The organism is Streptomyces sp. NPDC014006, from assembly GCF_043088925.1.
Classification (GTDB): domain Bacteria; phylum Actinomycetota; class Actinomycetes; order Streptomycetales; family Streptomycetaceae; genus Streptomyces.
On record NZ_JBICAJ010000005.1, the window covers coordinates 481723 to 494637 of the forward strand.

The 12915-nt window shown below is 73.9% G+C and carries 12 protein-coding genes; 7 read left to right on the top strand and 5 right to left on the bottom strand.

Translation table 11 applies throughout. The features are described 5' to 3' along the window. Positions 1 to 15 precede the first annotated feature (15 nt). From ACF1GV_RS20440 to ACF1GV_RS20450, 3 genes are all read right to left on the bottom strand, one after another. A complete protein-coding gene (locus ACF1GV_RS20440; RefSeq protein ID WP_391682693.1) occupies positions 16 to 462 on the bottom strand; it encodes a hypothetical protein in 447 nt (148 codons plus the stop codon). 87 nt (positions 463 to 549) lie between these two features. Further along, positions 550 to 1272 (bottom strand): ABC transporter permease, encoded by a 723-nt coding sequence (locus ACF1GV_RS20445; RefSeq protein WP_391682696.1) that lies wholly within the window; start codon positions 1270 to 1272, stop codon positions 550 to 552. Positions 1273 to 1274: 2 nt separating this feature from the next. Then, positions 1275 to 2195 (bottom strand): ATP-binding cassette domain-containing protein, encoded by a 921-nt coding sequence (locus ACF1GV_RS20450; RefSeq protein ID WP_391682699.1) that lies wholly within the window; start codon positions 2193 to 2195, stop codon positions 1275 to 1277. 109 nt (positions 2196 to 2304) lie between these two features. Between ACF1GV_RS20450 and ACF1GV_RS20455 the strand changes: the two genes are divergently transcribed. From ACF1GV_RS20455 to ACF1GV_RS20465, 3 genes are all read left to right on the top strand, one after another. Further along, on the top strand, positions 2305 to 3474 hold the full coding sequence (locus tag ACF1GV_RS20455; RefSeq protein ID WP_391682702.1) for a sensor histidine kinase: 1170 nt from the start codon (positions 2305 to 2307) through the stop codon (positions 3472 to 3474). 115 nt (positions 3475 to 3589) lie between these two features. Further along, a complete protein-coding gene (locus tag ACF1GV_RS20460; protein WP_391682705.1) occupies positions 3590 to 4252 on the top strand; it encodes a response regulator in 663 nt (220 codons plus the stop codon). Between the two features lie 108 nt (positions 4253 to 4360). Then, entirely contained in the window at positions 4361 to 5518 is a 1158-nt protein-coding gene (locus ACF1GV_RS20465) for an ROK family transcriptional regulator (RefSeq protein WP_391682708.1), read from the top strand. A 79-nt stretch (positions 5519 to 5597) separates the two neighbouring features. On the opposite strand, the gene ACF1GV_RS20470 is transcribed toward ACF1GV_RS20465, so the two are convergent. Next, positions 5598 to 6359, bottom strand: coding sequence for a GntR family transcriptional regulator (locus tag ACF1GV_RS20470; protein ID WP_391682711.1), 762 nt, complete (start codon positions 6357 to 6359; stop codon positions 5598 to 5600). A 228-nt stretch (positions 6360 to 6587) separates the two neighbouring features. On the opposite strand from ACF1GV_RS20470, the gene ACF1GV_RS20475 reads away from it, so the two are divergent. The 3 genes from ACF1GV_RS20475 (at position 6588) to ACF1GV_RS20485 (ending at position 10878) form a co-directional block, all read left to right on the top strand. Further along, a complete protein-coding gene (locus ACF1GV_RS20475) occupies positions 6588 to 7421 on the top strand; it encodes an alpha/beta fold hydrolase (RefSeq protein WP_391682714.1) in 834 nt (277 codons plus the stop codon). A gap of 210 nt (positions 7422 to 7631) precedes the next feature. Continuing rightward, positions 7632 to 9215 carry an alkaline phosphatase D family protein gene (locus ACF1GV_RS20480; protein ID WP_391682717.1) on the top strand — a complete coding sequence of 528 codons (1584 nt, stop codon included), beginning with the start codon at positions 7632 to 7634 and terminating at the stop codon, positions 9213 to 9215. Between the two features lie 214 nt (positions 9216 to 9429). Further along, positions 9430 to 10878, top strand: coding sequence for a GNAT family N-acetyltransferase (locus ACF1GV_RS20485; protein ID WP_391682720.1), 1449 nt, complete (start codon positions 9430 to 9432; stop codon positions 10876 to 10878). 183 nt (positions 10879 to 11061) lie between these two features. On the opposite strand, the gene ACF1GV_RS20490 is transcribed toward ACF1GV_RS20485, so the two are convergent. Further along, complete coding sequence (locus tag ACF1GV_RS20490; RefSeq protein ID WP_391682723.1) at positions 11062 to 12270, bottom strand: trans-sulfuration enzyme family protein; 1209 nt, start codon at positions 12268 to 12270, stop codon at positions 11062 to 11064. Positions 12271 to 12391: 121 nt separating this feature from the next. Here ACF1GV_RS20490 and ACF1GV_RS20495 point away from each other — a divergent pair, with 121 nt between their 5' ends. Next, positions 12392 to 12880, top strand: a complete 489-nt coding sequence (locus ACF1GV_RS20495; RefSeq protein WP_363265619.1) for an Lrp/AsnC family transcriptional regulator — start codon at positions 12392 to 12394, stop codon at positions 12878 to 12880. Positions 12881 to 12915: the final 35 nt, after the last annotated feature.

Here is a 12915-nt window from a genome sequence, read left to right on the forward strand (position 1 = left end):
TAGCCGCCCGGCCGGTCAGGGCGGGTCGATCTCGGTGACGACGGCGATCAGTTGGATCTCGTCGTGTGTGTCCCGGTCGGCCACCCCCAGGGCGACCCAGCGGCCCGTCTCGTCCGGGTCCCACAGGTCCAGTTCGTCCACCCGGACGCTGACCGTGGCCCAGGGCTCCGGTATCTCCTCCCCCCGCGCGGCCCGCACCCGCAGGCCCTGCATGCCCAGGGGCGGCGGATGCGCGCCGTCACGCCGGTCCAGCTCCCGGGCCACACGGTCCTTCAGGGCGTGGAAGTCCGCGGCCGCCGGCGCCCGCTCCGCCGGGTCGCCCTCCCGCAGCCCGTGGCTGGTCATCAACTCCGCTATGAAGTAACCCGGCCCGGCCGCGCCCACGTCCGTCCGGCCGCGCTGCCCGGGAAACACCCGGCAGCGCAGCCGGTCGATCACGCCGAGATGCTGCGCGCTGTCCATGTGACCCAGTAAAGCGGCCCCCACTGACAATTGGCGGGGCGTCAGCGTGCGGCCCGGCTCGGACACCGTGCGCAGCGCTGTGCGGTCTCAGGCGTCACGGCGCAGCAGGCTCCAGGCGCCCGCTCCCAGCGCGGCCGACACCCAGGCCGCGGTCACCGCGAGTCCGGGCCACGGGCCGAGCAGCCCGCCGGAACTGTGGTGAAGCACGGCCTGACCGGCGCGGTCCGGCAGGAAGTCGGCGACGCCGCCGGACGTGTCGCCGATGACGAAGGAGACGATGAGCAGGAACGGGACGAGGATGCTCAGCGTCGCCACGCCACTGCGCAGCACCGCGGTGAGCCCGGCCGCGAAGAGGGCCATGAGCATCAGATAGATCCCGCAGCCCACGACGGCGCGCAGCTGTTCACCGGCGGACAGCGCTGCCGCCTTGTCGCCCAGGGCGGCCCGGCCCACCGCCAGGGTGACCAGCCCGGTGACCAGGCCGACGGCCAGCGCGGGCGCGGCTACCGCCGTCGCCTTCGCGGCGAACCAGCGGCCCCGGCGCGGTACGGCGGCCAGGGAGACGCGGAGCGCGCCGCCCTGGAACTCCGCCGCCACGGCCGTCGTACCGAAAGCGATGGCCGCGATCTGGCCGAAGCTGACGCCGAAGAAGGCCGAGAAGAGGGGGTCGAAGTCCGCACCGCCGGTGTCCAGCGTGGCGAGCGCGGAGAAGACGGCGGTGGCGGCCAGGACCGCGCCCAGGCTCGCGAGCTGTGAGCGCAGCGTCCGGATCTTGATCCACTCGGCGTGCAGGGCGGGGGTGAATCCCATGGTCAGGCCTCCTGACGGGGTGCGGTGAACTCGGCTTCGGCCGCGGTGAGATCGAGGTAGGCCTGCTCCAGCGTGCCCTCCTCGGCGGCCAGTTCGAGGAGCGGTACGCCCGTCGCGGACGCGATCCGGCCGATGTCCTCCACGCGCGCGTGCGGCACGCTCCACGCCCCGTCGTCCGTCTCGGCGGCGTCGTGGCCGTGCCGGGCGAGCGCCTCCTTCAGCGCGACGCCGTCCGTGGTGCGCACCCGGACGCGGGGCTGGACGCGCGCGTCGATGAAGGCGCGCATCGGCAGGTCGGCGAGCAGCCGTCCCCGGCCGAGGACCAGGAGGTGATCGGCGAAGGACGCCGTCTCGTTCATCAGATGGCTGGAGACCAGCACCGTGCGCCCCTCGGCGGCGAGCCGGCGCAGCAGTCGGCGGATCCAGACGATGCCCTCGGGGTCGAGGCCGTTGGCGGGCTCGTCGAGCATCACCACGGGCGGATCACCGAGCAGCGCGGCCGCGATGCCGAGGCGCTGACGCATGCCCAGCGAGTACGTTCTCACCCTGCGGTGCGCGACCGGGGCGAGCCCGGTCTCCTCCAGCACCTGCTCGACCCGGCGCGGTGCGATGCGGTTGCTCGCGGCGAGGGCGAGCAGGTGGGCGCGGGCGGTGCGGGAGCCGTGCGCGGACTGCGCGTCCAGCAGCGCGCCGACCTCGCGGAGCGGTTCGCCGAGCGTGGCGTAGGGACGGCCGCCGACGGTCGCGGTGCCGGCGGTCGGCCGGTCCAGGCCGAGGACGAGCCGCATGGTGGTGGACTTGCCGGCGCCGTTGGGGCCGAGGAAGCCGGTCACGCGGCCGGGTTCGACGCGGAAGGTGAGGTCGTCGACGGCGCGCCGGGAGCCGTACTCCTTGGTGAGGTCGTGGACGTCGATGCGGGTCATGTCCCTCACCCTGACGGACCGTCGGGCTCCGGCTCCTCCCCCGCCGGTGGAGATCGTCTCCCCCGTGCGAGGGAGGTGTGTTGTCAGTGGCGGCTGGCACGATGGCGTCATGATCCGCTGGCTGCGCCCGTTCGCACGGGCGGTCACGTACACACGGTGGCTGCATCTGTTCGTGGCCGTCGTGTGGCCGGCGATGTGGCTGTTCATCGACGAGGCCTGGTGGGCGCCGGCCACGGCGGCCGTGGTGCTGGGCCTGTCCGGGCTGCTCCCCGTCATGCGGACCGTGGAGGGCTTCCAGGCCCGGCTGTTGCTGCTCGGCGGCCGCCAGGACGGCGGAACGCCGGTGATCGTCACCGAGCCGGCGAAGACGTGGGGCGACCGCGGGCGGATCGTGCTCTGGCTGGAGGCCCGGCTGCTGCTGGGAGCCGTGGTCTCCCAGCTGACCGTCCAACTGCTCCTCATCACCGCGGACCTGGTCCGGGCCGTGCTGGGCGGGCGGCCGAACAGCGGCGGTTGGATGCCCGTGACCGGCCATCACTGGTGGTACGCCGTCCTCGCGCCGCTGCCGCTGATTCTGCTGGCGGCGGTCGTCCTGGCCGGCGGCGAGCTGATCACCCGTGTCGCCCTGCGGCTGCTCGGGCCCTCCCCCGCCGAGCGGCTCGCCGCGCTGGAGGAGCGCACCGAACAACTGCTGGAGCGCAACCGCATCGCCCGCGAGCTGCACGACTCGATCGGGCACGCGCTGACCGTGGCGGTCGTCCAGGCGGGCGCGGCCCGGGCGGCGGGCGATCCGGAGTTCACCGACCGGGCACTGGCCGCGATCGAGGACACCGGCCGGGCGGCGCTGGAGGACCTGGAGCGGGTGCTCGGTGTGCTGCGGGAGGCGGAGCGGCCGGTGAGCAGCCGGCCGACGCTCGCCGACGCCGGGCGGCTGCTGGAGTCCGCGCGGGCGTCCGGCGCCGAGGTCGACGCCGAGCTGAGCGGCCCTCTGGAGACGGTGCCCGGGCCGGTCTCCCGCGAGGGCTACCGCATGTTGCAGGAGTCCCTGACCAACGTGCTGCGCCACGCGGGCTCGGTGCCGGTGCGGGTGAGGGTCGCCGCGGACGGCGCGCGGCTGCTGCTGGAGGTGCGCAATCCGCTCCCCGGCGAGATACCGGGGCCCGGCCGGGGCAGCGGGTTGCGCGGCATCCGCGAGCGTGCGGCCCTCCTCGGCGGCCGGGCCCGCGCAGGCCCCGACGGCGGCGACTGGCAGGTGCACGTCGAGCTGCCGGTGGGGTGATCTAGGGTCTTTCGTTTGGATCAGGCCGGATCAGGGAGCGGGGTCTGGCAACGCGGCGAGGCGCGGCACCAGACCCCGTGAGCCCGGCACAAACGAGAGGCCCTAGGCTGGTCGGGTGCCCGTGCGTGTGCTCCTCGTCGACGATGAACCGCTGGTCCGCGCGGGTCTGCGGGCCGTGCTCGAGGCCCAGCCCGACATCGAGGTCGTCGGGGAGGCGGCCGACGGGGCCTCGGTGATCCCGCTGGTGCGGCAGTTGCGGCCGGACGTCGTCGCCATGGACGTACGGATGCCTCTGCTGGACGGTATCGAGGCCACCCGGGCGGTGCTGCGTACCGTGGCCGACCCGCCGAAGATCCTCGTGGTGACGACGTTCGAGAACGACGAGTACGTGTACGGGGCGCTGCGTGCGGGCGCGGACGGGTTCCTGCTGAAGCGGGCGCGACCGGCGGAGATCGTGCACGCCGTGCGGCTCGTGGCGGAGGGCGAGTCGCTGCTCTTCCCCGCCTCGGTGCGGCGCATGGCAGCCGAGTACGGGGACAGCGGCGGCAACCGCGCGGCCCGTGACCTGCTGGAGCGGGCGCGACTGACCGAACGGGAGGGCGAAGTGCTCCGCTTGATGGCCCGCGGGCTGTCGAACGCGGAGATCGCCGCCCGGCTCGTCGTCGGCACCGAGACCGTGAAGTCGCATGTGAGCGCCGTCCTGGCGAAGCTGGGGGCGCGGGACCGCACGCAGGCGGTCATCGTGGCCTACGAGTCGGGCTTCGTCACCCCCGGCTGAGCGTGGCCGCGGTGCCTCGGAGCGGGTCCCTGGCGGCCCGTGTCTCGCCGGTGCCCGATGTGCCGAGTACGATCCCGCCAACACGCGCACGAGCTGGGAGGACGGACGGTGGGGCGGCTGACCGGCGGGGATCCCTCGCTGCTGCGAAGGATCAATTCCGCGGTGGTGCTGCACGCGCTGCGGGCCACGGACTGCGCGACGCTGACGGAGGTCACCCGGGTGACCGGGCTGTCCCGGCCGACCGTCGAGGGCGTCGTGGACGATCTCATCCAGGCCGGCCTGGTCGTCGAGAAGGCGGCCGAGGAGGGCACGGCACGGCGGCAGGGCCGTCCGGCGCGCAGATTCCGGTTCCGCGCGGAGGCCGGATATCTGCTGGGCGTGGAGATCGGCGCGCACCGGGTGGCCGCGCTGCTGGCGGACCTCGACGGGCGGGTGGTGGGCGCGCAGGCCAAGGACGTCGAGGAGACGGCCGGGGCGGACGAGCGGCTGGAGCGGCTGCGGACGACGGTGGCGGAGCTGCTGCGCCGCGCCGGGGTGCCGCGCAGTTCGCTGCGCGCGGTCGGCGTGGCGACGCCAGGGATCGTGGAGGCCGACGGGACGGTACGGCTGGGCACCGCGCTGCCGGGGTGGACCGGGCTGCGGCTGGGTGAGCGGCTCAGCCGTTCCTTCAAGTGCCCGGTGCTGGTGGAGAACGACGCGAACGCGGCGGCCGTGGCCGAGCACTGGAAGGGCGCCGCCACCGAGTCCGACGACATCGTGTTCGTCCTGGCGGGGCTGAGCCCGGGTGCGGGTGCGCTGATCGGCGGGCGGCTGCACCGCGGTTACGGCGGCGCGGCCGGCGAGATCGGAGCGCTGCACCTGCTGGGGCGTGAGGCGACACCGGAGACCCTGCTGTCGACTACCGACGAGCCGCTGCACCCGCTGGACGAGCAGGCCGTGGCCGCGGTGTTCACCCAGGCCCGCGAGGGCGACCGGCGGGCCCGTGCGGCGGTGGACCGTTTCATCCAGCGTCTCGTGCACGACGTGGCCGCGCTGGTGCTGGCGCTGGACCCGGAGCTGGTCGTCATCGGCGGCTGGGCGGCCGGTCTGGACGGCGTCCTCGCCCCGCTGAGCAAGGAGCTGTCCCGCTACTGCCTGCGGCCGCCGAAGGTGACCCTGTCCCTCCTCGGTGAGGCCGCGGTGGCGACGGGCGCGCTGCGGCTGGCTCTGGACCATGTGGAGGAGCAGCTGTTCGCAGTGGACGGCACGGTGACCGCCCGCCGCTGACCCCGCGACGGCCGTACGGCACCGACCGCGCGCCATCGAGCCCCGGCCGCCCGGGCTCACGCGTGCGGGCGACGCCGGGTCAGGACGCGCGGCGCTCCGGGGTGTGGTGGATCTCGACGCCGCCCGCGTCGCCGAAGGTGAGCCGGCAGGTGTCGGCGCGGTAGGTGGCGACGGACAGCGCGGCGGTGCGGCCCTCGGCGAAGTACCGGGTGGTGACGACGAGGACGGGCGCCCCCGGGAGCCGGTCCAGCGCCTTGGCGTCGTCGGCGCCGGCCGAGCCCAGCTCGACGGCGCGGTCCTGGCCGGTTGCCTCGCGCCGCTGCAGTTCGCGCAGCACGGCACGCGCGCGGGCCGGACCGGAGGGCGCGTCGATACCGGTCAGCTCGGGCACGGATGCCTGCGGGATGTAGAGCAGCTCGGCGGCGACCGTCTGACCGTTGTTCACACGGGTGCGGCGCACGATGTGCACCGCCTCGCCGTGGCCGGTCTCCAGGGCGTCGGCGACCGCGGCCGGCGGCACGGCGAACTCGCAGTCGGCCGGCTCCCAGGCGTCGCCGCCGACGCTCGGCCAGGCGTGTTCCTCGGTGCCGACGGCCACGCCCATGCGGGGCGGCGCGACGGTGGTGCCCACGCCGCGGCGGCGCTGGAGCCGGCCTTCCAGTTCGAGCTGCTCCAGGGCCTGCCGGAGGGTGGCGCGGGCGACGCCGAAGCGGGCGGCCAGCTCACGCTCGTTGGGCAGGATCTCACCGACCGTGAATTCGGAGTCGAGCGCCTCGGTGAGCACGGTCTTGAGGTGCCAGTACTTGGGTTCCGGCACCGTCTGCAGCTGCGTGGTCCCCACCCTGTCCTCCGCGATGCCTGTCCGGCGGCGTTTTAGCGCCCTTGTTTATTAAAGGTTGTTGCACTTGTCTGCGACCATAGGACGCCCCACACCCTTGGTCAAGACCAATCCTCGCGCTCTCGGCTGGTTCGGCGACGCTCCGGAGCCGCCCCTGGGGGCTACCCGCCAGTAGCAATTACTGACAAGCTGTCTACTCGGCGTCCGTCAGTGAGTCCCGAGGAGCCCCGCATGTCCGCCACGCTCTCCTTCAAGGCCCCCTCCCCGCACGGCCCGCAGCCGGTGACCGTCTCCTACGCGCGCGCAGGTCGCGGTGCCCCGCTGCTCCTGCTGCACGGCATCGGTCATCACCGGCAGGCCTGGGACCCCGTCGTGGACATCCTCGCCGCCGACCGCGACGTGATCGCCGTGGACCTGCCGGGCTTCGGTGCCTCACCCGCGCTGCCGCAGGCGCTGGCGTACGACCTGCCGACGACGACCGCCGTGTTCGGCGCGCTGTGCGAGGCCCTGGAGCTGGACCGCCCGCACGTGGCGGGCAACTCCCTGGGCGGGCTGATCGCTCTGCAACTCGGCCGTGAGCGGCTGGTGCGGTCGGTCACCGCGCTGTCCCCGGCCGGCTTCTGGTCCGAGGCCGAGCGGCGGTACGCGTTCGGCGTCCTGCTGGCCATGCGCGGCATCTCCCGCCGGCTGCCCCTGCCGCTCGTCGAGCAGCTGTCCCGCTCGACGGCCGGCCGCACGGTCCTGACGAGCACCATCTACGCCCGCCCCGGCCGCCGCACCCCGCAGGCCGTGGTCGCAGAGACCCGGGCACTGGCCGAGGCGACGGGGTTCGCGGCGACGCTCGCCGCCGGGGCCACCGTCCGGTTCGACGACGACATTCCCGACATACCGGTCACCGTGGCCTGGGGCAGCCGGGACCGGCTGCTGGTGCCCCGTCAGGGGGTGCGCGCCAAGCAGATCATGCCGCGGGCCCGGCTGGTGCGGCTGCCCGGCTGCGGGCACTGCCCGATGAACGACGACCCGGCCCTGGTCGCGCGGGTCATCCTCGACGGCAGCCGAGACTGACGCCACACCGGCGCGGTGAAGGGGCTGACGTCACGTCAGCCCCTTCACCGCGCCGGGAGATGGAAAGCACTACGGCGACCGGCCGCGCCCAGGCGCCGCTTGCCGCTCTCGCGCCAGGGGCAGTTGTTCACTTGTGGTTTCCGTGTGCGCCGGGGAGCGCCAGTAGGTGTGGGGTGCACATCGGCTGATTCCCGCCCCTGGAGGCCCTCCATGTCGCACCGTCCGCACCCCGGCCGCCGCAGCGTGCTGCGCGGCTCGCTGGCCGCGTCCGCGGCCCTGCCCCTGCCCGCCGGGCTCGGCGCCGCGCCGGCCTTCGCCCTCTCCGGGCGCCCCGAGGCGGGCTGGGGCGTGCAGGCGGGAGACGTGACCTCCGACTCCGGTCTGATCTGGGTGCGTTCCGACCGGCCCGCCCGCATGATCGTCGAGACGTCGGCGACCGAGTCGTTCCGCAACCCGCGCCGCCGGTACGGACCGCTGCTCGGTCCGGACACCGACTTCACCGGCACGACCCGGCTGCACGGGCTGCCACCGGGCGAGCAGATCCACTACCGGGTGCGGCTCGCCGACCCGGACGACCCCCGCCGTACCGGGGAAGGAGTGGCCGGAACCTTCCGTACGGCGCCCGTGCGGCGCCGGCAGGGCGTGCGGTTCGTGTGGTCCGGCGACCTCGCCGGCCAGGGCTGGGGCATCAACGAGTCCATCGGCGGCTACCGCATCTTCGACGCCATGGCGAAACTGGACCCGGACTTCTTCCTGTGCAGCGGCGACAACATCTACGCCGACGGCCCCATCGCGGCCACCGCGGCGCTGCCGGACGGCTCGGTGTACCGGTCGGTGACCAGCGAGGAGAAGTCCCACGTCGCCGTGACCCTGGCCGACTACCGCGGCAACTTCCGCTACAACCTGCTCGATCCGGCGCTGCGCCGCTTCAACGCGCAGGTGCCGAACATCGTCCAGTGGGACGACCACGAGGTCCGCAACAACTGGTACCCGGGCGAGGTCATCACCTCCGGCACCCCGTACCCGGCCGGCACCCGACTGGACGACCTAGCGTCGCGCGCCCGGCGCGCCTTCGCCGAGTACTTCCCGCTCTCCCCCCTGACCGCCCGCGGCGACGGCCGCATCTACCGGGTCGTCCACCACGGCCCGCTGCTGGACGTGTTCGTGCTGGACATGCGCACCTACCGCGACGCCAACTCCCCCGACGACCAGACCACCGACCCGCAGGGCATCCTCGGCCGTGAGCAGCTGGACTGGCTCAAGCGGGAGCTGGCCCGTTCCCGCGCGGTGTGGAAGGTGATCGCCGCGGACATGCCGCTCGGGCTGGTCGTGCCCGACGGGGTGGAGGGCAGGCCGAACTTCGAGGCCGTGGCGCAGGGTGATCCGGGCGTCCCGCTCGGCCGTGAGCTGCAGATCGCCGAGCTGCTGCGGTTCGTCAAGCACCGGCGGATCACGGGCACGGTGTGGCTGACGGCGGATGTGCACCACACCTCGGCCCAGCACTACGACCCGTCGCGGGCCGCGTTCAAGGACTTCGAGCCGTTCTGGGAGTTCGTGTCCGGACCGCTCAACGCGGGCTCCTTCCCGGCCGGCGCGCTCGACGGCACCTTCGGCCCCGACCGGGTGTTCGTGAAGGCCCCGGCCAGGGCGAACGTGTCCCCTGCCGAGGGCTACCAATTCTTCGGCGAGGTCGACATCGACGGCGACAGCGGCGAGCTGACGGTCCGGCTGCGCGAGCAGGACGGCACCGTGCTGTTCACCCAGGTGCTCCAGCCGGGCCGCGTCGGCCAGTGAGAACGCTGTGAGGGGTCGCGTACCCTCGGTGTCCGTGCCGCGCCCCGGCGTCATCCCCCGGAGCGCGGCACGGGTCAACTTCCCACCGGGGGGCGGCCGTCGGCGCCCCTGCAACGCAACTGTGACACAACGGACAAAGACTTTAGAAGCACGCTTTACCCATCGGTCACAAGACGTTCGTGATCACGCAACACCGTTCCTTCACAGTGGGTGCATGAGGAGAGAGATTCCCGATGTGAAGCGTGCCCGGCACGGCCGGCCCGTCCACCACTGGCGACGCGACGTGGTCGAGCTGGCCGCGATGTTCACGGCCGTGGCGGTCGCCGACGGCGTGGCGAACCTGATCGGGCACGGCCCCGACGGACCGGTGCTGCTGATGGCGTCGGCGGTGGTGCTGACGGCCACGGCCGGTTTCCACACATGGTGGTCACGCAGGCACGGACACGCCCCGCCGACCGGTGATACCGGCGCCCGGCCGGGCTCGGCAGAGCCGGCGGCCGGGCAGCACTCACCGGCGCCGCGGTCCGCGGACGCGGCGGGCGGTGAGAGCGCCCTGTGGCGCATGCGCACCACAGTGCGGGACGAGCCGGGCTCGCTGGCCGCGCTGTGCACGGCCCTGGCCGGGCACCGGGTCGACATCCTGAGCCTGCAGGCGCACCCGCTGGGCGACACGGCGGTGGACGAGTTCCTGCTGCGCTCCCCCGGCACGCTGACGGCGGCCGAGCTGACCCGGGTGGTGGCCCTGGCCGGCGGCACCGGCACCTGGATCGAGCGCGCGGACGCCCACGATCTGGTGGACGCCCCCACCCGGGTCCTGGGCCTGGCCACCCGCACCGCCCTGGACACCGCCGAACTGCCGCTGGCGTTGCGCCAGCTGCTCGGCCGCTGCACCATCCGGTCGCTGCCCGCGGCCTCGGCCGGCGGCGCCGACGCCGTTCCCGAAGAGGGCGTGCTGGAGGACACCGTGCTGCGGCTGCGGGCGCCCGAGGGCGGCGTCCTCACCGTGGAGCGGCCGTATCTGCCGTTCACCCCGACCGAGTTCGCGCGGGCCCGCGCCCTGGTGGAGCTGGACGCGCGGCTCGGGCCGCGGGTCCCGGTCGGCTCGGACGTGCTGACGCTGCCGGAGGGCAACCCGATCACCGTGCGGCGGGCCGACACAGGTGACCTCAGGGCCGCGAAGGCGATGCACGAGCGGTGCTCGGCGCGGACGCTGTCCCTGCGCTACCACGGGCCGGTCAGGGACGCGGACCGCTATCTGAACCATCTGCTCAGCCCGCGCTTCGGGCGCACGCTCGCCGTGCAGACCGCCTCCGGCCGCATCGTCGGCCTCGGCCATCTGCTGTGGGACGGCGACGAGACCGAGGTCGCCCTGCTCGTCGAGGACGAGTGGCAGCGGCGCGGCATCGGCGGCGAACTGCTCGGCCGGCTGGTGACCATGGCCGTCGATGCGGGGTGCGAGAGCGTCTACGCGGTCACCCAGGCCTCCAACACCGGGATGGTCGCCGCGATGCGCGGCCTCGGGCTGCCCCTCGACTACCAGATCGAGGAGGGCACCCTGGTCATCACCGCCCGCCTGCACGCGACCCCGGTCGGCTCCCGGCTGCCGCACGACCGGCAGCGGCTGGGCGTCGAGCGGTACGACGAGAGCGTCGCCCGGGACTGAGACGCCCCGGCGAGGCGGCGTGAGCACGGGCTGAGACGCCCCCGGCGAAGCGGCGTGAGGGACGATCGGCGAGGTGGCCCGGCGGTGTTCCGCCGGGCCACCTCTGCGTCGGGCGTCGGGGCAAGCGCCCGGCGGCGCTCTGTGCCTCGGTTTCACCGCATGGCCACCCCCTCCGCCTCGGTTTCAGTGCGCGGCGGCCGTGTGCCTCCCGGCCCGGTCCGCCGCCCCGTCGAGCGCCCCGTCCAGGTCCGCCCACAGGTCGTCCACGTCCTCCAGGCCCACCGACATCCGCAGCAGGCGGTCGCTCACGCCGGCGCCGCGACGGTCGTCGGCGTCGACTATGCGGTGGCTGATGGACGCGGGGTGCTGGATGAGCGTGTCGACGCTGCCGAGGCTCACCGCCGGGGTGATCAGCCGTACCCCGGCGATGACCTCGTGCGGGTCGCCGTGCACCTCGAAGGCGACCATCGCGCCGCCGATGCGCGGATAGTGGACGCGGGCCACGCGCGGGTCGGCGGCGAGCCGGCGGGCGAGTTCGGCGGCGTTCGCGGAGGCGGCGCGCACCCGGACCGGCAGGGTGGACAGGCCGCGCAGCAGCAGATAGCCGGCCAACGGGTGCAGGACGCCTCCGGTGGCGAACCGCACCTGGCGCAGGCGCCCGGCGAACTCCTCGTCGCAGGCCACCACACCCGCCATCACGTCACCGTGGCCGCCGAGGTACTTGGTGGCGCTGTGCAGCACGAGCCGCGCGCCCTGCTCCACGGGCCGCTGGAGCACCGGCGTGGCGAAGGTGTTGTCGGCGAGCAGCGGCACCGAGCCGCAGGCGTGGGCGACGGCGCGCAGGTCGATCTCGGCGAGGGTGGGGTTCGCCGGTGTCTCGACCATGACCAGGCCGGTGTCCGGGCGCAGCGCGTCGGCGATGCCGGCCGGGTCGGTCCAGGTCACCTCGGTGCCGAGCAGTCCGGCGGTGAGCAGGTGGTCACTGCAGCCGTACAGCGGCCGTACGGCGACGACGTGCCGCAGCCCCATCGAGGCGCGTACCAGCAGGACGGCGCTCAGCGCGGCCATGCCGCTGGCGAACGCGACCGCGGACTCGGTGCCCTCCAGCTTGGCCAGCGCGGTCTCGAAGCGGGCGACGGTCGGGTTGCCGAGCCGGGCGTAGACCGGGGGGCCGTCCAGGTCGGCGCCGGTCGTGGCGAAGGCGTCGATCCGGGCGGCCTCACCACGGCTGTCGTACGACGGGTACGTGGTCGACAGATCGATGGGCGGGGCGTGCAGGCCCTGGCGGGCGAGGTCGTCGCGGCCGGCGTGCACGGCCTCCGTGGCCAGTGCTCTGCGGGTCGTACGGGCGGTGTCCACGGGCGCCTCCACAGGGGTCTCCTCGGGGTCCACGCGGGCACCCCTGGGTGTCCAGGGGTCCCCCGGGCGGGACGGCTCGGTCAGCTCGGCCCTGGAGGGAAAGGGTGAACAGCGACCGGGCCGGTGTGGCTGAAAGCCGTGCTACGTTCGGCGCATGGCCGAATCCGTCGTACTGGATCCGGTCGATCTGCATCTGCTGCGGCTGCTGCAGAACGACGCCCGGACCACCTATCGGGACCTCGCCGCGCAGGTCGGGGTCGCACCGTCGACCTGCCTTGACCGGGTGACGCGGCTGCGCCGCTCCGGCGTGATCCTCGGCCATCAGCTGCGGCTCAACCCGGCCAAGCTGGGCCGCGGCCTGGAAGCGCTGCTGTCGGTGCAGGTCAGACCGCACCGGCGGGAGCTGGTGGGACCGTTCGTGGAGCGCATCCGTGCTTTGCCGGAGTCCCGGACCGTCTTCCACCTCACCGGTCCCGACGACTACCTCGTGCACGTCGCGGTCGCGGACATGACGGATCTGCAACGCCTGGTCCTCGACGAGTTCACGGCCCACCGCGAGGTGGCCCGGGTGGAGACCCGGCTGATCTTCCAGCAGTGGGACTGCGGGCCCCTGTTGCCGCCGGAGCGCCCGGGGACGCCCTGACGCACCGGCGGGCAGGAGACCGGACCCGCCGTGCG